This is a genomic window from Micromonospora sp. NPDC049204 (genome assembly GCF_040647935.1).
GTDB lineage: Bacteria > Actinomycetota > Actinomycetes > Mycobacteriales > Micromonosporaceae > Micromonospora.
This window is the reverse complement of record NZ_JBEZDC010000007.1, coordinates 88,548-108,156: the sequence shown is the minus strand read 5'-3', so window position 1 is coordinate 108,156 and position 19,609 is coordinate 88,548. Positions and strand designations below refer to the sequence as shown.

Below are 19,609 nucleotides of genomic sequence, written 5' to 3'. Positions count from 1 at the left end.
GCGCATGTATCCACCTACCGCCCGGACCACACCCCACCGCTCCCGCGACAAGATGACCTACGACCGGGCCGCCGCCCACGCGGTGCTCGACGAGGCGTACCACTGTGCGTTCGGCTTCACCGTCGACGGCCAGCCACGGGTGCTGCCCACCCTGCACGTCCGCATCGGCGACACGCTCTACCTGCACGGCTCCACCGGCAGCCGCCCGCTGCTCGCCGCCCGCGATGACGGGCTGGAGGTCTGCGTCACGGTGACCCTGCTGGACGGTCTGGTCTACGCCCGCTCCCAGTTCCACCACAGCGCCAACTACCGCTCGGTGGTCGCGCTCGGCACCGCCCGACTGGTCACCGACGAGCGGGAGAAGAGCGCCATGCTCACCGCGCTCGTCGAGAAGGTCGGCTCGGGGCGCAGCACGGACACCCGCCCACCCAGTCGGCGTGAGCTGGCCGAGACCGCCGTGCTGGCGCTGCCGCTGCACGAGGTGTCGGTCCGCACCCGCTCCGGTGGGGTCCGCGAGGACGAGGCCGACCTGGACCTGCCGCACTGGGCCGGCGTGCTGCCGCTGCGGCTGACCGCCGGGCAACCCGAGCCGGACGCCGGGGTCACCGCACCGCTGCCGGCGTTCCTCCGCACGGTCCGCACGCCCTGGCACGACCCGGTGGCGCTGCACGGCGAGCACGTCCGGCTGGAGCCGTTGGAGTTGGCGCACGCCGACGAGTTGCACACCGCCACGGCGGACCCGGAGGTGTGGCGGAACCTCAGCGTCGCACTGCCCACCACGCCCGCCGCGACGGCCGAGGTGATCCGCACCGCCCTGGCCGCCCAGCACCGTGGCGAGCGGGTGGCCTGGATGCAGCGGTGCGCGAGCACCGGGGCGGTGGTCGGCACCACGTCCTACTACGAGATCGACCCGCAGCGGCGATCGGTGGCGATCGGGCACACCTTCCTCGGCCGGCCCTGGTGGCGTACCGGAATCAACACCGAGGCGAAGTTGCTGCTGCTCAGCCGGGCCTTCGACGACCTGGGCGCGGTCCGGGTGGCCTGGCACACCGACATCCGCAACGTGCGCTCCCAGGAGGCCATCGAACGGCTCGGCGCGACCCGGGAAGGGGTGCTGCGGATGCACCGGCAACGCCCGGACGGCTCCTGGCGGGACACCGTGCAGTACGCGATGACCGTCGACGAGTGGCCGACGGCACAGGCACGGCTGCGCGAAAGACTTCTGCGGACGGCACCGGTGGCGTGATGATGGCGGGCGTGCTGGGGATCACCGACATCTGGACGTACGTGCTGGGCACCGTGGCCATCATCCTGCTGCCCGGGCCGAACTCGCTCTTCGTGCTCTCCACCGCGGCCAAGCGGGGCGTCGCGGTGGGCTACCGGGCCGCCGGCGGTGTGTTCGTCGGCGACGGGGTGCTGATGTTCCTCTCCGCCGCCGGGGTGGCGTCGCTGCTCAAGGCGTACCCCCCGCTGTTCCTCGTGGTCAAGTACGCCGGCGCCGCGTACCTCGGTTATGTCGGGGTGACCATGCTGCTCGGCGCCGTGCGTCGCTGGCGCGACCGCAACGACCCGAGCACGCCGCGGCTCATCGACGCCGCGGAGCCGGCGGCGATGCGCAGCCCGTTCCGCAAGGCGCTGGTGATCAGCCTGCTGAACCCGAAGGCGATCCTGTTCTTCATCTCCTTCTTCATCCAGTTCGTCGACCCCGGCTACGCCTGGCCGGCGCTGTCGTTCCTGCTGCTCGGGCTGATCGCCCAGGTGACCAGCGCGCTCTACCTCACTGCGTTGATCTTCGCGGGCACCTTCCTGGCCGCCCAGTTCCGCCAACGCCGCCGCCTGGCCGCCGGCGGAACCACCGCCGTGGCAGCCCTCTTCCTGGCCTTCAGCCTCAAGCTGGCCACCGCCAGCGCCGGCTAATCCCCGCGGCAGGTCAACGCTCGTGCGAGCGTCGGTCCTTCTCGGCGCGTCGACGCTCCTGCGCGCGTCGATCATGGAGTTGTGGTGTCTCGCAAAAGGTGCAATAGCGGATATTAATCCCACCACACCTCCATGATCGACGCGGGCGGACTGATCCCTCGCGCCCTACACCCGCGATCTTGCACTTCGGTCGCTGAAATGAGCGCTTTGGGCAGAAAGTGCAAGATCGCCGAGTGGCGGCCGGGCCGGGCCGGGCGGGATTGGCTTTGCGCTGGTCAGGTGCCGTCGCCGCCGGAGCCGCCGCCTCCTACGCCTCCGCTGCCCGCCGTGCCGCCAAGGCCGTAGCCGGATCGGATCGGCTCGTCGGGGTGGCGGCTGGTGTGGGCCGATCCCGCGATCTGCGCGGACCAGTCGGCGTGCGCGGCCGCGGCGGCGTGCCGGTTGATCGCCTGGCGGATCCAACCGTCGACGGTGGCGACCCAGTCCCGGCGGTCGGCGTCCTCGTGCCAGATCCGGAACCGGCTGATGCTCTGATGCGTGATTCCGGCCAGCGCCAGCTTGCGGTCCATCCAGAGGATCGCCTCCATGCCCGCCGAGTTGGTCACGAAGATGATCTCCAGCTCGGTGATCGGGCCCGCGTAGAGGGGCCCCACCCAGTATCCCCAGCGCTGATGCAACGGCAGGGTGTGCTCCACACCCGGCAACCCGCCCTCCTGCAAGCCGGCCTGGCGGATCATGAAACCCAGCGTGTCCAGCGCCGCCAGCACGTGCTGCTGGGTGGGGAGCGGGTGCACGAAGACGGGCACCATCGCACCCTGGTCCAGGTCGGGGTCGAGCGACACCTCGGTCCGTAGGCCCATCCGCAGGCTCAGCAGCGGCACCCCGCCGAAGATGGTCACCGGTGTCTCCCACGGCAGCGGCAACGCGAAGTCGACCGCCCGCCGCCGGCCGGCCGGTACGACGAACCGGCCGGCGATCGGCAGTTGGTGGAACTGCATGAGGCGTCGGGCTCCAGCCGGATCATCCGGCTCGACGGTGCTGACGAGGCCGAGCCGGATGTGGCGCACCAGCACGTCGTCCGGTCCGGCGGCGAGGGTCACCCGCCCCGGCAGGCGCAGGCCCGGCCGGGTGCTCGGGTTGGGGAGCGTGGTCTGCACGGACAGCCCGGTCCCGCCGGACTCCGGAGACACTCCCGTCAGCCGCACCGCGCGCCCCCTCTCGGGACGGGGCCCCGCCGGCCCCACACCGGCGCGCCTACCCAGTCGAGGTGACCTCAAGCCCGACCGCGTCGAACCGCGACCCGCCCACGCCGGGCAGCGACCCGGCCGCGTCGCTCGGACGCGGCCGGGTCGACGGCTCAGCGCAACCGCCGTCCGCGCGGCACCGTGTCGGTCTCGTCGTCGAACTCACCGATGACCTCCTCCAGGAGGTCCTCCAGCGCCACGAACCCGATCGGTCGGGTCGGGCCACCGCCGTTGCGCACCAACGCGAGCTGCGACTGCCGGCCCCGCATCGCCGCCACCGCCTCGGTGACCGAGGAGGTGGCGGGCAGGGTGAACGCGGGCGTCATCAGCGACCCGGCGGTGGCGACGCGGCCGGTGGTGACCACCCGTACCGCCTCCCGGACGTGCACCAGACCGCAGACGTCGCCCGCCTCGTCGAGCACCGCCAGTCGGGACCGGCCGCTGTCCCGGCTGACCTGTTCGATCCGCTCGGCCGGGTCGTCCCGACGGACGGTGACCATGGTGGCGAACGGTTCCATCACCTGCGCCACGGACGTGCCCTGCAACTCCAGCATGCTGGTCAGCAACTGGTGCTGCTCCGCGCCGAGCAGCCCGTGCTCACGGGACTGCTCCAACAGGATCCGCAACTCGTCCGGGCCGTGCACCTGGGCGAGCTGATCCTGCTGGTTCACCCCGACCAGCCGCAGGATCGCGTTGGCCAGAGCGTTGAGGGCGGAGAGCACCGGCCGGGACACCCGGGCGAAGGCACGGAACGGCAACGCCAACAACGTCGCCGAACGCTCCGCGTCGGTGATCGCCCACGACTTGGGCGCCATCTCCCCCACCACCAGGTGCAGGAAGGTGACCACCCCGAGGGCGAAGACCAGGGCCACGAGGTGGCTGGCCGCGTCCGGCAGGCCCACCGCGTGCAGCAGCGGGCTGAGCAGGTGCTCGATCGCCGGCTCGGCCAGCGCGCCGAGACCCAGGGTGCACAACGTGATGCCGAGCTGCGCGCCGGCCAGCATCAGCGACAGCTCGCGGACACCGTCCAGCGCGGCACGTGCCGCCCGACCGCCGTTCGCCGCCGCCTGCTCCAGGCGGTAGCGCTTGCTGGCCACCAGGGCGAACTCGGCGGCCACGAAGAACCCGTTCAGCGCCAGCAGGATCACCGAACTGAACAGCGCGATCCCGGGGCTCATCGGTGCTGTCCTTCGTTCGCGACCGCGGGGCTCGCAAGCTCACTCCTCGCGCTCACGCGCTCACCCCCGGTTTGGTCAGCTGCAACCGCACCGAGTCGGCCACGTGCCGGTCCACGGCCAGCACCTCGACCAGCGCCCGGGGCTCGGCCTCGTTGTCCTCGCCGTCCGCGCCCTCGCGCAACAGGCTGATCTCCAGCCGGTCACCGACCTCCGGCACGCGGCCCAGCTCCCGCATCACCAGTCCGGACAGGGTGTCGTACTCCGGGGCCTCGGGCAGGGCGATGCCGGTGCTGTCGGCGACCTCGTCGATCCGCCAGCGCGCCGGCACCACCCAGGACCCGTCGTCCTGCCGGGCCGGTGCCCGATCCGGCGGGTCGTCCTCGTCCCGGATCGGGCCGACCAGCTCCTCGGCGATGTCCTCCAGCGTGATCACCCCGGCGAAGCCGCCGTACTCGTCGACCACGCAGGCCATCTGCCGATGCCCGGACCGCAGCCGGTCGAGCACCGTGGGCAGGGGCAACGTCTCCGGTACGAGCAGCGGAGGCACGGCCACCGCGCTCACCGGGGTGGTGGCCCGCTCCCCCGGGGGTACGCCGAGCACGTCGGCGATGCCGACGACACCGAGCAGGTCGTCGACGCCCTCCGAGCCGCGTACGGGGAAGCGGGAGTGGCCGGTGTCCAGCAGCTCGACCACGCGGCTGACCGGCTCGTGTGCCCGTACGGTGTGCACGTCGACCCGGGGCACCATGGCCTCCCCGGCGGTCAGCTCGCGGAAGTCCAGACCTCGGTCGAGCAGCGTGGACATCTCGGCGTCGAGGGAGCCCTCCTCGCGGGACTCGGCGATGATCTGTTCCAGGTCCGCCGGGGTGGCGCCGCTGGGCAGCTCCTCGATCGGCTCGATGCCGATCCGCCGCAGCAGGCGTACCGAGGCCCGGTCGAAGAGCCGGATCAGCGGCCCGGCGACGGCCAGGTAGATCAGGGTGGATCGGCTCAGCGCCCGGGCCAGTTGCACGGCCCGGGCGATGGCCAGGTTCTTCGGGGCCAGCTCACCGAGCACCATCTGCACGACGGTGGCGATGACCAGGGCCAACGCCACCGACAGCGGGAGACTGACCGAATCGCTGACGCCGGCCACGCCGAGCAGGTCGGCGAGGCCACCACCCAGGTACGGCTCGGCGACGTAGCCGACCAGCAGGGCGGTGACGGTGATGCCGAGTTGCGCGCCGGAGAGCATGAAGGAGAGCCGGCTGGTGACGGTCAGCGCCCGGGCGGCGGCCTGATCGCCGTCATCGGCGAGCTGGCGCAGCTTGCCCCGGTCCACGGCGACATAGCCGAACTCCTGCGCCACGAAGTATCCGGTGGCGGCAGTGAGAAGAATGATCAGAAGGAGACCAACGACGATCAACACGGGTCGCTCAGGGCTCCCGGGGTCGTCGGTACGGGGATATGCCGGGCACGACCCGGCTGGCTACTGCTGCCCTCCTGGGCAGAAGAGTCGATCATGCCGCTATTTTATCGGCGCTGGCTGGGACCGCGCTGGGGGTGGGCCGAAGGAGCGGCAACGTCCGGTTCGACAGCCGTCACGCCGGCCCCGCCGACCCGCTGCCTGGGCCGCGTTCGGCCAGCTCGTCGGCGTCGAGCAGGCTCCGGTCCAGCCGCCCCGACCGGTACGCGGCCCGCCCGATCATCTGGGCCGCGACCGGCGCGGTCGCCAACTGGAAGACCGCCACCAGCGCGACCATGCCCAGGTCCGCCGGAGACCGCAGGCGCAACGCGATGCCCACCAGCAGCAGGAGCACCCCGAGCACCTGTGGCTTCGTGGCCGCGTGCATCCGGCTCAGCGCGTCCGGGAAACGCAGCACCCCGATCGCGGCGGCCAGGCCGAGCAGGGCACCGGCCACCAGACAAGCGCCGCCGAGCCAGTCCGCGATCGTCGCGATCACTGCTGCTCCCGGACGGCGAAGCGGACAAGTGACACCGAGCCCACGAAGCCGAGCAGGGAGAGCACCACGAGCACGGGCAGCGTGGTGGCATGCCGGTTGACCGCCGCCTCGGCGCCCACCGCGCCGACCATGGTGGCGAGCAGCATGTCCGCGGCGATCACCCGGTCCACCAGCGACGGGCCACGGTACAGGCGGGCCAGCGCGAGCAGCGCGGTCACCGACAGCAGCGGGGTGAGGACGACGGCCAGGAACGTGGTCACGGACTGGTTCCCCTCTCGGATCGGTCGGTCTCGACGCGGCGCAGTTCGGCGGCGGAGCCCACCGCGCGGACGATGCGCCGTTCGACGGTGCGGGTGCGCTCGCGGGCCACGTCGAGGTCCGCCGGTCCGTGGGTGTCGAGCACGTGCAGGTAGAGCGTCCCGGAGTCCCGGTCCACCTCGAGGATCAGCGTGCCCGGCACCAACGAGACCGCCTCGGCGGTGAGCGCCAGATTGAGGTCGGTGGTGACCCGCAGCCGGACCGCGACGATCGCCCCGCGCGGCCGGTAGCCGGGCTGCACGGCGATCCGGGCGACGTGCAGGCTCGCGCTGACCAGCTCGACGACGAACCGGCCGGCGAACACCAGCAGCGCCCCTGGTCGCAGCCGGCCGCCGAAGCTGACCGCCGGCAGCGGGTAGAAGACCAGCACCGCGCCGCCCACCAGCAGGCCGCCGACCACGTTGGCCCAGTTGATGTCCCCCCAGAGCAGGTTCCAGACCACCACCAGCCACCCGAGGGCCGCCACCTGGTCGCGCCAACGCCCGAGCCGGCCGCGTCCCACCACGGGGGGCGCGGTGGCGTCGGGAGCCGGGTCAGGGGGGCCGGTCACGGCACGCCGCCCGGCAGCACGGCATCCACGTACGGCGTACGCAGCCGCAGGTCGGCGGCCGCGTCCGTGGTGACGTCGAACAGCGGTCCGGCCAGCACGGTCAGCGCCAACCCGAGGGCGACCAGGGCGACGGTGGCCCCGACCATCAGCTTCGGCAACCGGACGGCCGGCTCGCTGGTGGCCAGTCGGGGCGAGCGCCAGAAGGCGATGTTCCACACCCGGGACGCCACGTAGAGAGTGAGCAGGCTGGTCAGCGTGCCCGCCGCGACCAGCACCCAGGGCAGCGGACCGCCGGCCGCCACCCCGGCCTGGAGCAGGCCGAGCTTGCCGAGGAAACCGGAGAACGGAGGTACCCCGGCGAGGTTCATGGCCGGGACGAAGAACAGCACCCCGAGCAGCGGCGCCACCCGGGCCAGCCCGCCGATGCGGCGGAGGTCGGTGCTGCCGGCGCGCTCCTCGACCAGCCCGGCGACGAGGAACAACGTGGTCTGGATGGTGATGTGGTGCACCACGTAGAAGATCGCGCCGGAGAGCCCGGCGGCGGTGCTCAACGCCACCCCGAAGATCATGTAGCCGATGTGGCTGACCAGGGTGAACGAGAACAGCCGCTTCAGATCGGACTGGGCCACCGCGCCGAGGATGCCGATCACCATGGTCAGCCCGGCGACGACCATCAGGAGCACGTCGGCGTGCCCACCGGGGAACAGCAACGTCTCGGTGCGGATGATCGCGTAGACGCCCACCTTGGTGAGCAGACCCGCGAAGACGGCGGTGACCGGGGCCGGCGCGGTGGGATAGCTGTCCGGCAGCCACGCCGACAACGGGAAGACCGCCGCCTTGATCGCAAAGGCCAGGAGCAACATCAGCTCCAGGGCCAGTCGGACGCCGTCGGGCAGGTCGTCGAGGCGCTGGGCGAGTTGGGCCAGGTTGAGCGTGCCGGTGGCCGCGTACACCAGACCCACACCGGTCAGGAAGATCATCGAGGAGAGGATGCTGACCACCACGTACGTCGACCCGGTCCGGATCCGGGTCTCGCTGCCTCCCAGGGTGATCAGCACGAAACTCGCGGCCAACAGGATCTCGAAGCCGACGAAGAGGTTGAACAGGTCGCCGGCCAGGAACGCGTTGGTGACGCCCGCGGTGAGCACCAGGTACGTCGGGTGGAAGATCTCCACGGGGCTGGACTCGCTGCTCTCGCTGCGACCCTGGCCGATCGAGTACAGCAGCACGCAGAGGGTCACCGCCGACGAGACCACCACCATCAGCGCGGCGAGTTGGTCGGCGACCAGCACGATGCCGACCGGCGCCGGCCACCCACCGACCGCCACCACCACCGGCCCGTGCCGGTACGCCTGCACGAGCAGCAACAGCGCCACGACGAGCGTGCCACCCAGACAGGACACGCTTATCGAGCGCTGGAGTCGGGGCTTACCGGCCAGCAGCAGCGTCAGCGCCGCGCCGAGCAGCGGCACCACCACCGGCAGCGGCACCAGCGCGCTCATCACGACTCGTGCCCGCGGCGGAGCCGGCGGCGGGCGGGTTCGGGATCGACCTGCTCCGGGTCGCCGTTCGGGCCCTCCCCGCCGTGGTCGACAGCGCCGACCTCGTTCCGCACCGCCCGACGGATGATCTGCCGGTCCTCCAGGTCGTCGGGCACCTCGTCGTCGCCGGTCAGATACCAACTGCGGTACGCCACCGCGAGCAGGAACGCGCTGAACCCGAAGGTGATCACGATGGCGGTCAACACCATCGCCTGCGGCAGCGGATCACTCATCCGCTCCTTCGCACCGGTGCCGACGATCGGCGCCCCACCCGGACGCCCACCCAGCAGGATCAACAGATTCACCCCGTTGCCGAGCAGGATCACCCCGAGCAGAATCCGGGTCAGGGTGCGCTCCAGCAGCAGGATCACCCCGCAACCGACGAGCACCGCGACAGCCAGCACCAACACCAGCGTCGGTCCCGCTTCGCTCGCCGTCATGGTTTCGCCCTTGTTCGCGACTGCGGGGCGCGCAACCCCGGCGCACTCCTCGCGCTCATGCCCGCTCACCCTTGTCGACGGCCAGGCCGCCGGTGGCCGTTCCGGTGGCCTCGATGTGTCGGTCCACCTCGGCGCCGAGGCTGCGCAGGACGTCCAGCACCAGCCCGATCACGACCAGGTACACGCCGATGTCGAAGAAGAGCGACGTGACCAGATGGGCGTCACCGATCAACGGCAGCGACCCGTCGACCTTGGCGCTCTCCAGCACCGATCCGCCGACCAGCAGCGCCACCACACCGCTGCCCACCGACATCGCCAGTCCGGCGCCGAGGATCGCACCGGCGCCGATCGGGGCGGCCTCGGTCAACTCGTACCGACCCCCGGCCAGATAGCGGACCACCAGGGCGAGACCCGCCACCAGACCGCCGGCGAAGCCACCGCCCGGCGCGTTGTGCCCGGAGAAGAGCAGGAACAGGGAGAACAGCACCACGGTGTGGAAGATCAGCCGGATGACCACCTCCAACACGATCGAGCGGCGCTCCTCGTAGAGGGTGGGACCGCCGCGCAGCCACACCGGGCGGCCGGGCTCGTCGGTCCGCTGGTCCGAGTCCGGCCGGCGCGGTCGCGGCCCGGTCCGGGACCGCTCGAAGATCAGGCTGGCCACCCCGGTCGCGGCCACCACCAGCACCGCCAGCTCGCCCATGGTGTCCCAGGCCCGGATGTCGACGAGTGTCACGTTCACCACGTTGCGGCCGTACCCCTCGGCCACCGCCAGATCCGGGAAGGCGGCGGAGATGTCCGGGGCCCGGCGGGCCGCGGCGGCGGTGAGGGCCAGCCCGGCGGCCACCACACCCACCGCCACCCCGATCGCCCGACGGACCCAGCGGGTACGCCGCAGCGGGCGGGCCGAGAACCGCTGCGGCAGGCGACGCAGCACCAGCACGAAGACCGCGATCGTCGCGGTCTCCACCAGGAACTGGGTGAGCGCCAGGTCGGGTGCGCCGTGCAGGACGAAGAGCATCGCGGTGCCGTAGCCGGTCATGCCCACCAGCAGCATGGCGGTCAGGCGACGGCGGGCGCCGACCGCCAGCACCGCGGCGACCGCGATCACCACCACGACCACCGGTTGGAGCAGGTTGTCCCAGAGCGGGATCCGGGCCCGCCACGGGCCGGCGGAGAGCATCGCCGCACCGGGCACCAGCACCAACGTGACCAGGATGATGCCGAGATACTGCGGCAGCGAGCCGCGCTGGGTCGCGCCGGTGACCTCGATGGCCAACCGGTCGAACCGGCCCACGACCCACTCGTACCCCTGGTTGCCGCCCACCGGCGAACGCAGCCGGGCCAGCACCGGGGCGACCGGCGCCCGCACGGCGAAGAGCAGGCCACCGCCGGCGAGAGCCAGCACGGACAGGCCGAGAGCCGGGGTCGGCCCGGACCAGAGCGCCAGGTGCGCGTCGACCCCACCGAGCAGATCGGCGTACGGGCGCAGCACGTCGTCCAGCACGCTCGCGGCCGGGCCGGCGAGGAGCCCGACCCCGGCGAGCACCGCTGGCGGGAGCAGCAGCGACGCGGCGATCGGGCCGGGCCGGGCCGGTGCCACACCTGGGCGGTCGGCGAACGCGCCCCAGAGGAAGCGGGCGCTGTACGCGACCGTGAGCACCGTCCCGGCGACCAGGCCGGTGAGGAGCACGGGTTGGTCGGTGAACGCCCCGAACACCGCCTCCTTCGCGACGAAGCCGACGAACGGCGGCACACCGGCCATCGACGCCGCGGCCAGCACCGCGACCACGAACAGCGGCCGGGACCAGCGCCGCAGCCCGGACAGCTCCCGCAGGTCACGGGTGCCGGCGCCGTGATCGATGATGCCGACGACCAGGAACAACGCCGCCTTGAACAGCGCGTGCGCCAGCAGCATCGCCGTGCCGGCCAGGGCGGCGTCCGGGGTGCCCGAGCCGGTCACCGCGACCAGCAGACCGAGTTGGCTGACCGTCCCGTACGCCAGCAACAGCTTCAGGTCGGTCTGCCGCAGCGCGGCCCAGCCGCCGAGCAGCATGGTGGCCACGCCGGCGATCTGCACCACCGGCCGCCACGGCCCGACCGTGGCGAGCACCGGCGCGAGCAGCCCGACCAGGTAGACGCCGGCCTTGACCATGGCGGCGGCGTGCAGGTACGCGCTGACCGGAGTGGGCGCCGCCATCGCGACCGGTAGCCAGGAGCTGAACGGCAGCACCGCCGACTTGGACAGCGCGCCGGCCAGGATCAGCAACACGGCGACCACCAGGTACCCGCCGCCGGGTGGTGGCTGGGCGGCGATCTCCGACCACCGGTAGGTGCCGGCGTGCACGCCCAGCATGATGAACCCGACGAGCATGGCGAGCCCGCCCAGCGTGGTGACTGTCAACGCCTGCGCCGCCGCCCACCGGCTGGACCGCCGCTCGGTGCTGTGCCCGATCAGCAGGTACGAGAAGATCGTGGTGAGTTCCCAGCCGACGTAGAGCAGCAGCAGGTCGTCGGCGAAGACCAGGACGAGCATCGCGCCGGCGAAGGCGACCAGGACCCCGACGTACCGTGCCAGGCCGCTCGATCCGGCGTTGAAGTAGCGGGCGCTGTAGACCAGCACCAGCGCGCCGACGCCCCCGATCAGCAGCGTCATCAGCCAGGAGAGCGTGCTGAGCCGGAACGCGATGTCGAGGCCCAACTGCGGGATCCACCGGTACGTCTCGACCACCGCCCCGCCGTCGCCGACGGCCGGGGTACGGGCCAGCGCCCAGCAGAAGGCGGCAGCCGGTACCAGCGCCAGCGGGTAGCACGCGCGGGATCCCCACCGCCGGACGAGCAGGGGCGCGACGAGGGCCGCCACGAGGTGGAGGACGAGCAGTACCAGCACCTGCGCTCCCGATCCAGGTGGCCGGCGCTCGTGCAGCGGCGGCCCCTAGCAGCGATCAGACGCCAGTTTGTCGCTCACCGGGCGGTTTTGCCGGAATCCCCCCGCAGATCGCGGGTCCCCTCACCCCGCCGATCATGGAGTTGTGCTGCCGGTTTTGCCCCACGACACGAGTTTTGTCACCCACCACAATTGCATGATCGACCCGGGGTGGGGGTGGGGTGGGGTGGGTTAGTGGAGGAGGGTTTGGGGGTGGGGGTGGGGGTGGGGGGCTTCGGGGGTGGGGTGGTCTTGGCGCAGCTCGGTCAGCAGGTCGGTGCGGCCGAGTTGGCGTGCCACCCGGTCGACCACCCGCTCCGCGGCGGCCAGTGACCGCACCGAGAGCAACCGACCACGGCTCTCCCGGCGGAGCACGAAGTAGTGGACGGCGGCGCGGACCTGGCCACGATCGGCGGCGCTGGCCTGGGCGGTGCACAGGACCAACTCCCGGAGGCAGCGGGCGAGGCGTTCGGCGAGCTCGAACTCGGGGCCGTGCAGGCCGCCACGGAGGGCTGCGAGGTGGCTGTCGACCTTGCGAATCAGCACGTCGGTGCCCGGTTCGACGGTGTGCTGCTCGCCGGCCATCAAATCCCCTCACCCCGGTTCGCGTTGGCAGTGAAGTTACTTTATGTTGCTCCTTAGAAGCAAGCAGTTAAGTGAGACTTAACGCATTAAGCGCACGTTCCATGCTTTTTGCTTTTGTCCGGCGCATTCCACCGGCGGTTGGTCGTCGTTGTCGTACCGGCGGGGCAGGATGGACCGGTGACCGGGGCAGACGCAGACGCCGGCGCGGTGCTCGCCGACTTCGGCCCGGCCACCCGCGCCTGGTTCGAGGCCGCCTTCGCCGCCCCCACCGCCGCGCAGACCGGCGCCTGGCGGTCGGTCGCCGCCGGCCGCAGCGCCCTCGTGGTCGCACCCACCGGCTCCGGCAAGACGCTCGCGGCCTTCCTCTGGTCACTGGACCGGCTCGCCCGCGAGCCCGCACCGGCCGAGGCGCGGCAACGGTGCCGGGTGCTCTACGTCAGCCCGCTCAAGGCCCTCGCCGTCGACGTGGAACGCAACCTGCGCGCCCCACTGGCCGGCATCCGGCAGGCAGCCACCCGGTTGGGCGTCGCACCACCGGACATCACCGTCGGCATGCGCACCGGCGACACCCCGGCCGACGAGCGACGTGCCTTCGCCCGCACCCCACCGGACATCCTCATCACCACGCCCGAGTCGCTGTTCCTGCTGCTCACGTCCGCGGCTCGCGACTCGCTGCGCGGCGTCCAGACGGTGATCGTCGACGAGGTGCACGCGGTGGCCGGCAGCAAACGAGGCGCCCACCTCGCCCTCTCCCTCGAACGCCTCGACGAACTGCTGCCCGCCCCGGCGCAGCGCATCGGCCTCTCGGCCACCGTCCGGCCGATCGACGCCTGCGCGCAGTTCCTCGGCGGCGCCCGCCCGGTCGACGTCGTGCAGCCGGCCACACCGAAGACCATCGAGGTCAGCGTCCAGGTCCCGGTGGAGGACATGACCCGCCTGGACGAGCAGGAGCAGCCACCGGAGGACGACCTGGGCGGCCCCGGGCCACGCCGCGCCTCGATCTGGCCGGCCGTGGAGGAGCGGGTCTTCACCCTCATCGGGCAGCACCGCTCCACGATCGTCTTCACCAACTCCCGCCGCAGTGCCGAGCGCCTCTGTGCCCGCCTCAACGAACTGGCCGCCGAAGCGGTGGCCGCATCCGCGCCCGGCGACGGCGCGATCGTCGTACCCGAGGGGTTGTCGGCGGGCGACGGCCCGGCGGGCGACGGCGGCCCGGTGCCCGGCGCGGAACGGTGGGGTGGCCCCGCCGGCCCGCTGCGCAACCGGCCGCCGGCCGAGGTGATGGCCCAGTCCGGTGCGGCGACCGGCGCGGCGCCGGTGATCGCCCGCGCCCACCACGGCAGCGTCTCCCGGGAGGAGCGCAAGCACATCGAGGAGGCGCTCAAGTCCGGCCAGCTCCCGGCGGTGGTGGCCACCTCCAGCCTGGAGCTGGGCATCGACATGGGCGCGGTCGACCTGGTGGTGCAGATCGAGGCGCCACCGAGCGTGGCCGCCGGGCTGCAACGGGTCGGCCGGGCCGGGCACCAGGTGGGAGCGGTCTCCCGGGGCGTGGTCTTCCCCAAGCACCGGGGCGACCTGCTCTCCTGCGCGGTGGTCGCCGAACGGATGACCGCCGGCGCGATCGAGGAGCTGCACTACCCCCGCAACCCGCTGGACGTGCTGGCCCAGCAGATCGTCGCGATGGTGGCACTGGAGCCGTGGCCGCTCGGCGACCTGGCCGTGCTGGTCCGCCGGGCCGCGCCCTTCGCCGAGCTGCCCGACTCCGCGCTGCACGCCGTGCTCGACATGCTCTCCGGCCGCTACCCGTCCACCGCGTTCGCCGAGCTACGCCCCCGACTGGTCTGGGACCGGGCCACCGACCTGCTCACCGGCCGTCCCGGCGCGCAGCGACTGGCGGTGACCAGCGGCGGCACCATCCCGGACCGCGGGCTGTTCGGGGTCTTCCTGGCCGGCGCCGAACGGGCCGCCCGGGTCGGCGAGCTGGACGAGGAGATGGTCTACGAGTCCCGGGTCGGCGATGTCTTCCTGCTCGGCTCGTCCTCCTGGCGCATCGAGGAGATCACCCCCGACCGGGTGCTGGTCTCGCCCGCTCCGGGGCAGGCCGCGCGGATGCCGTTCTGGAAGGGCGACCAGCTCGGCCGCCCGGTGGAGCTGGGTCGGGCCATCGGCGCCCGGGTGCGCACCCTGCTGCGCCAGACCGACGAGGCGGCACTGGCCGCGTTGCGGGACGGCGGGCTGGACGACTGGGCCGCCGGCAACCTGATGGCCTACCTGCGCGAGCAGCGGGAGGCCACTCGCTCGCTGCCCGACGACCGTACGGTCGTGGTCGAGCGGTTCCGCGACGAGTTGGGCGACTGGCGGCTGGCCGTGCACAGCGTCCTCGGCGCCCGGGTCAACGGGCCGTGGGCCCTCGCGGTGGGCCGCCGGCTGGCCGAACGGTACGGGGTGGACGCCCAGGTGATGCCCTCCGACGACGGCATCGTGGTGCGACTTCCGGACACCGCCGACGAGCCGCCCGGCGCCGACGTGGTGGTCTTCGAGCCGGACGAGATCACCCAGCTCGTGGAGGAGTCGGTCGGCACCTCCGCGCTCTTCGCCGCCCGTTTCCGCGAGTGCGCCGCCCGGTCGCTGCTGCTGCCCCGCCGCGACCCGCGTCGCCGCCAACCGCTGTGGCAGCAGCGGCAGCGCGCCGCGCAACTGCTCGACGTCGCCCGCGAGTACGCGGACTTCCCGGTCACCCTGGAAGCTGCCCGGGAGTGCCTCCAGGACGTCTTCGACCAGCCGGCGCTGGCCGGGCTGATGCGCGACCTGGCCACCCGCAAGGTGCGGCTGGTCGAGGTCGAGACCAGCGCGCCGTCGCCGTTCGCCCGGTCGCTGCTCTTCGGCTACGTCGGCGCGTTCCTCTACGAGGGCGACGCCCCCCTCGCCGAGCGCCGCGCCGCCGCGCTCGCCCTGGACTCCACCCTGCTCGGCGAGCTGCTCGGCCGGGTCGACCTGCGCGAGTTGCTCGACCCCGCCGTGCTCACCGAGACCGACCGGCAGCTGCGGTGGCTGACCGAGCAGCGCCGCCCCCGTGACGCCGAGGACGTGGTCGAGTTGCTGCGGGTGCTCGGTGACCTGAGCGACGCCGAGCTGACCGAGCGGGGCGTGCCGGAGACCTGGCTGACCGAGTTGGAGGCCACCCGCCGGGTGCTGCGGGTCCGGATCGCCGGCGAGCAGCGCTGGGTGGGTGTCGAGGACGCCGCTCGGCTGCGCGACGCCCTCGGCGTGGCGTTGCCGGTCGGGGTGGCCGAGGCGTACCTCGCCCCGGTGGCCGATCCGCTCGGTGACCTGGTGGCCCGGTACGCCCGCACCCACGGGCCGTTCGCCGCGGCCAGTTGCGCGGCACGCTTCGGGCTGGGTGTGTTCGTCGTCGAGCAGACGCTACGTCGGCTCGGTGCCACCGGGCGGGTGGTCTCCGGGGAGTTCACCCCGGATTCGGCGGGTGCCCAGTGGTGCGACGCCGAGGTGCTGCGGATGCTGCGCCGCCGCTCGCTCGCGGCGCTGCGCCGGGAGATCGAGCCGGTGCCGCCCCGGGCGCTCGCCACGTTCCTGCCCCGCTGGCAGCAGGTCGGCTCGTCCGCCCGCGGGGTGGAGGCGCTCGCCGCGACGGTGGAGCAGTTGCAGGGCGCGGCGGTGCCGGCATCCGCACTGGAACGGTTGGTGCTGCCCGCCCGGGTCGCCGACTACTCCCCCGCCCAGCTCGACGAGCTGTGCGCCAGCGGGGAGGTGCTCTGGGCCGGGTCGGGAGCGATCTCCGGCGGTGACGGCTGGGTCACCCTGGCGTACGCGGATGCCGCACCGTTGCTGCTCCCGCCACCCGACGAGGCGCTGACGCGTACGCCGCTGCACGACGCGGTGCTCGACGCGCTCGGCGACGGGCAGGCGCTCTTCTTCCGCCCGCTGGCCGACCGCGTCGGTTCGACCGACGACGCCGCCCTGACCACCGTGATCTGGGATCTGGTCTGGGCCGGGCACCTCACCAACGACACCCTCGCCCCGCTGCGCGCGGTGCTCGGCGCGGGCGGCGCGCACCGCTCCAAGCCGTCCGCGCCGCGTACCCGCTACCGGCGGCCCGGCCGGGTGGCGCTGCCCACCCGGGGTGGCCCGCCGACGGTCGCCGGTCGCTGGTCCCGCCTCCCGGAGCGGGACGTCGACCCGACCCGGCGCGCCGCCGCCCTCGCCGACGTCCTGTTGGAACGGCACGGGGTGGTCACCCGCGGCGCGGTGATGGCCGAGCAGGTGGTCGGGGGGTTCTCGGCGGTCTACCCGGTGCTGTCGGCCCTGGAGGAGCGCGGCGCGGCCCGCCGTGGTTACTTCGTCGAAGGGCTGGGTGCGGCGCAGTTCGCGGTGCCCGGTGCGGTGGACCGGCTGCGCGCACTGGCCGAGCCGATGGACGGCACCCGGGGGCGGGGCGCACCGGCCACCGTCCTGGCCGCCACCGACCCGGCCAACCCGTACGGTGGGGCGCTGCCCTGGCCGGAACGCGTGGTCGACTCCGGCGACGGGGCTGCCCCGGCGACCGGGCACCGGGCCGGCCGCAAGGCCGGCGCGCTGGTGGTGCAGGTCGGCGGTGACCTGGTGCTGTACGTGGAGCGCGGCGGTCGGACGCTGCTGTCCTTCAGCGACGACACCGAAACGCTCGCGGTGGCCGGCAAGGCGCTCGCCGACGCCGTGCACTCCGGGGCGTTGGGCGCGCTGTCGGTGGAGCGGGCCGACGGCGAGGCGGTGCACTCCTCGCCGCTGCGCGACGCGCTCACCGCCGCCGGCTTCCGGGCCACTCCTCGCGGCCTGCGCCTGCGCGGCTGACCCGCCCCGGGTCGTCGAGCCCCGGCCCGGTGCTCAGCGCAGGCCGTTGAGCACCTTCTCGTAGCGCGGGCGCTCGCCCACCGGCGTCTTCGCCTCGAGGTAGTTGAGCACCACCGCGCCACGCCGGTACGACTGGCCGCCCCAGGTCTCCGCGATGTCGCCGGCGCTGGTCTCGTCCGGGAAGACGTACACGGTGACGGTGTCGGTGGCGATCAGCTCGGAACAACCCAGGCCGAGCCCGTCCGGTCCACAGTCGACCGAGCGGTCCAACGGGCGCGGCACCGGCAGGCCGGCGGCCCGGAACGCTTCGACGATCTGCTTCGCTCCGGGCGCTCCGTCCGGGCGTTTGGGCAGCACCACCGGCGGTGGACTGGCCGGCCGGCGCTGCGTCGGCCCCTGCGGGGCAACGGAGGGTGGGGTCGGCGGGGGTGGCGCGCCGCCGGTGCGGGACGGGGCCAACGAGGACGTCGGCGCGCTCGACGGAACGGCTGCCGTCGAACCCAGGTCGGACGAGCCGGGCGACGCGGGCGAGGCGGGCGAGGCGGTGGGGGGCGCGCTCGACGGGTCGGCGTCGTCGCCGCCGCAGCCGGCGGTGAGGGCGACGGCCACCAGCAGCACCGCGACGGCAGGCAGGCTCCGATGTGTCACCAGGGCAGTCTCCCCCGGCACCACCACAGCGCGGGAGTGGCCGGTCGGCCACCGCGCTGTCCCATATCCGCCACCCACGTCGGCCACCCGTCGGCCGGTACGCTCCGGGGCCGACGAGCGGACGCGACGACGGGCGGAGGCGGAACATGGAAGGGTTCGAGGTGCGAACGGCGCGACCTGCCGAGCGGGCCGCCATCGACGCGCTGCACGAGCGCGAGTGGGGTGGCCCGTACGTGGTCGCCCACGACACCCGGCACGACGTGCGTACCCTGCCGACGCTTGTGGCTGTCGACGGCGCGGCGGTGCTCGGCGCGCTGACCTACCGCGTCGACGAGGACGCCCTGGAGGTGGTCACCCTCGTCGCGGCCGTGCCCGGCCGGGGCGTCGGCACGGCCCTGCTGTCGGCGGCGACGTCGATCGCGGCCGAGACCGGGCTGGCCCGGGTGTGGCTGATCACCTCGAACGACAACCTGCGGGCATTGCGGTTCTACCAGCGGCGCGGCATGCGGCTGGTCCACGTCGACCGGGGAGCGGTGGACCGCGCCCGTCAGCTCAAGCCGGAGATCCCGCTGGTGGGCGAGGACGGCATACCCCTGCACGACGAGCTGGTCCTGGAACGGCGTACCGCCGCCGGGGGTTAGCCTGCGGGCATGTCCGCAACGCCCTGGATCTCGCTGACCACCGACTACGGCCTCACCGACGGCTTCGTGGCCGCCTGCCACGGGGTGATCGCCCGGCTCGCGCCGGCCGTCCGGGTCATCGACGTGACCCACCTGGTGCCACCGGCGGACGTACGACGGGGCGCCGCGGTCCTGGCGCAGACGGTGCCGCACCTGCCCGTGGGTGTGCACGTGGCGGTGGTCGACCCGGGGGTGGGTACCGCCCGACGGGGCGTCGCGTTGGCCACCCCGGGTGGGCTGCTGGTCGGTCCGGACAACGGGCTGCTGCCGGACGCCGCCGCCGCTCTCGGCGGGGTGACCGCCGCGGTGCGGCTGATCGAGCCGAGTTGGCTGGCCGATCGGGTGTCCGGCACGTTCCACGGGCGCGACGTCTTCGCGCCCGTGGCGGCCCGGCTGGCGCTGGGCGCGCCCCTGGCCGAGGCGGGGCCGCCGGTCGACCCGGCGGGCCTGGTCCGGCTGCCGACGCCGACGCTGACCTCCGACGACGAGGGCTTCACCGCCGAGGTGCGGACCGTGGACCATTTCGGAAATGTCCAGTTGGCCGCCCCGGCGCACCTGCTCGACGGACTTCCGGCCACCCTGCGGGTCGGGCCGCCCGGCGCGGAGCCGGCCCGACCGGCCGTCCGGGGACGGACGTTCGGGGATGCCCCGGCGAAGGGCCTGGTGGTGTACGTCGACTCGGCCGAACTGGTCGCGGTCGCGGTGAACCGTGGGCGGGCGGTGGACCTCCTCCGGGTTGCCCCGGGTGACGTCCTGCGGGTTTCCCGCTGATATTCGACTGTGGAATGCTG

At 73.2% G+C, this 19,609-nt stretch carries 16 protein-coding genes; 5 read left to right on the top strand and 11 right to left on the bottom strand.

The window, feature by feature from the left end:
• The first annotated feature begins 4 nt into the window (after nt 1-4).
• Nucleotides 5-1,246, top strand: coding sequence for a bifunctional pyridoxamine 5'-phosphate oxidase family protein/GNAT family N-acetyltransferase (locus tag AB0A90_RS15740; RefSeq protein WP_357247427.1), 1,242 nt, complete (start codon nt 5-7; stop codon nt 1,244-1,246).
• Entirely contained in the window at nt 1,246-1,917 is a 672-nt protein-coding gene (leuE, locus tag AB0A90_RS15735) for a leucine efflux protein LeuE (protein ID WP_357247424.1), read from the top strand. The genes AB0A90_RS15740 and leuE overlap by 1 nt, the downstream gene beginning before the upstream one ends.
• A gap of 275 nt (nt 1,918-2,192) precedes the next feature.
• Here the strand turns inward: leuE and AB0A90_RS15730 are convergent, their stop codons facing one another.
• From AB0A90_RS15730 to AB0A90_RS15685, 10 genes are all read right to left on the bottom strand, one after another.
• A complete protein-coding gene (locus AB0A90_RS15730) occupies nt 2,193-3,122 on the bottom strand; it encodes a sporulation protein (protein ID WP_357247421.1) in 930 nt (309 codons plus the stop codon).
• 152 nt (nt 3,123-3,274) lie between these two features.
• Complete coding sequence (locus AB0A90_RS15725; RefSeq protein WP_357247418.1) at nt 3,275-4,339, bottom strand: hemolysin family protein; 1,065 nt, start codon at nt 4,337-4,339, stop codon at nt 3,275-3,277.
• A 52-nt stretch (nt 4,340-4,391) separates the two neighbouring features.
• Entirely contained in the window at nt 4,392-5,747 is a 1,356-nt protein-coding gene (locus AB0A90_RS15720) for a hemolysin family protein (RefSeq protein WP_357247416.1), read from the bottom strand.
• Between the two features lie 172 nt (nt 5,748-5,919).
• Nucleotides 5,920-6,279, bottom strand: a complete 360-nt coding sequence (mnhG, locus tag AB0A90_RS15715; protein ID WP_357248048.1) for a monovalent cation/H(+) antiporter subunit G — start codon at nt 6,277-6,279, stop codon at nt 5,920-5,922.
• Entirely contained in the window at nt 6,279-6,542 is a 264-nt protein-coding gene (locus tag AB0A90_RS15710; protein WP_357247414.1) for a monovalent cation/H+ antiporter complex subunit F, read from the bottom strand. Before AB0A90_RS15710 ends, mnhG begins: the two co-directional genes overlap by 1 nt.
• Nucleotides 6,539-7,150: a Na+/H+ antiporter subunit E gene (locus AB0A90_RS15705; RefSeq protein ID WP_357247412.1), complete on the bottom strand. Its 612-nt coding sequence runs from the start codon at nt 7,148-7,150 to the stop codon at nt 6,539-6,541. The genes AB0A90_RS15710 and AB0A90_RS15705 overlap by 4 nt, the downstream gene beginning before the upstream one ends.
• Nucleotides 7,147-8,652 carry a Na+/H+ antiporter subunit D gene (locus AB0A90_RS15700; RefSeq protein ID WP_357247409.1) on the bottom strand — a complete coding sequence of 502 codons (1,506 nt, stop codon included), beginning with the start codon at nt 8,650-8,652 and terminating at the stop codon, nt 7,147-7,149. Before AB0A90_RS15700 ends, AB0A90_RS15705 begins: the two co-directional genes overlap by 4 nt.
• Nucleotides 8,652-9,131: a Na(+)/H(+) antiporter subunit C gene (locus AB0A90_RS15695; protein ID WP_357247406.1), complete on the bottom strand. Its 480-nt coding sequence runs from the start codon at nt 9,129-9,131 to the stop codon at nt 8,652-8,654. Before AB0A90_RS15695 ends, AB0A90_RS15700 begins: the two co-directional genes overlap by 1 nt.
• A 55-nt stretch (nt 9,132-9,186) precedes the next feature.
• The gene (locus tag AB0A90_RS15690) at nt 9,187-12,021 is read right to left on the bottom strand and encodes a Na+/H+ antiporter subunit A (RefSeq protein ID WP_357247403.1); all 2,835 of its coding nucleotides are present in this window, start codon (nt 12,019-12,021) and stop codon (nt 9,187-9,189) included.
• Between the two features lie 228 nt (nt 12,022-12,249).
• Entirely contained in the window at nt 12,250-12,642 is a 393-nt protein-coding gene (locus AB0A90_RS15685) for a hypothetical protein (RefSeq protein ID WP_357247400.1), read from the bottom strand.
• Between the two features lie 177 nt (nt 12,643-12,819).
• Here AB0A90_RS15685 and AB0A90_RS15680 point away from each other — a divergent pair, with 177 nt between their 5' ends.
• Complete coding sequence (locus tag AB0A90_RS15680; protein ID WP_357247397.1) at nt 12,820-17,490, top strand: DEAD/DEAH box helicase; 4,671 nt, start codon at nt 12,820-12,822, stop codon at nt 17,488-17,490.
• Nucleotides 17,491-17,523: 33 nt separating this feature from the next.
• Here the strand turns inward: AB0A90_RS15680 and AB0A90_RS15675 are convergent, their stop codons facing one another.
• Entirely contained in the window at nt 17,524-18,138 is a 615-nt protein-coding gene (locus tag AB0A90_RS15675) for a hypothetical protein (protein WP_357247394.1), read from the bottom strand.
• A 146-nt stretch (nt 18,139-18,284) separates the two neighbouring features.
• Here AB0A90_RS15675 and AB0A90_RS15670 point away from each other — a divergent pair, with 146 nt between their 5' ends.
• The gene (locus AB0A90_RS15670; RefSeq protein WP_357247391.1) at nt 18,285-18,779 is read left to right on the top strand and encodes a GNAT family N-acetyltransferase; all 495 of its coding nucleotides are present in this window, start codon (nt 18,285-18,287) and stop codon (nt 18,777-18,779) included.
• 9 nt (nt 18,780-18,788) lie between these two features.
• Entirely contained in the window at nt 18,789-19,589 is an 801-nt protein-coding gene (locus AB0A90_RS15665; RefSeq protein WP_357247388.1) for an SAM-dependent chlorinase/fluorinase, read from the top strand.
• Nucleotides 19,590-19,609: the final 20 nt, after the last annotated feature.

Excerpts from the sequence above, each read along its gene's own strand:
- AB0A90_RS15740 (WP_357247427.1), top strand. The coding sequence starts at position 5 with ATGTATCCACCTACCGCCCGGACCACACCCCACCGCTCCCGCGACAAG.
- AB0A90_RS15695 (WP_357247406.1), bottom strand. The coding sequence starts at position 9,131 with ATGACGGCGAGCGAAGCGGGACCGACGCTGGTGTTGGTGCTGGCTGTC.
- AB0A90_RS15725 (WP_357247418.1), bottom strand. The coding sequence starts at position 4,339 with ATGAGCCCCGGGATCGCGCTGTTCAGTTCGGTGATCCTGCTGGCGCTG.
- AB0A90_RS15700 (WP_357247409.1), bottom strand. The coding sequence starts at position 8,652 with ATGAGCGCGCTGGTGCCGCTGCCGGTGGTGGTGCCGCTGCTCGGCGCG.
- leuE (WP_357247424.1), top strand. The coding sequence starts at position 1,246 with ATGATGGCGGGCGTGCTGGGGATCACCGACATCTGGACGTACGTGCTG.
- AB0A90_RS15685 (WP_357247400.1), bottom strand. The coding sequence starts at position 12,642 with ATGGCCGGCGAGCAGCACACCGTCGAACCGGGCACCGACGTGCTGATT.
- AB0A90_RS15670 (WP_357247391.1), top strand. The coding sequence starts at position 18,285 with ATGGAAGGGTTCGAGGTGCGAACGGCGCGACCTGCCGAGCGGGCCGCC.
- AB0A90_RS15665 (WP_357247388.1), top strand. The coding sequence starts at position 18,789 with ATGTCCGCAACGCCCTGGATCTCGCTGACCACCGACTACGGCCTCACC.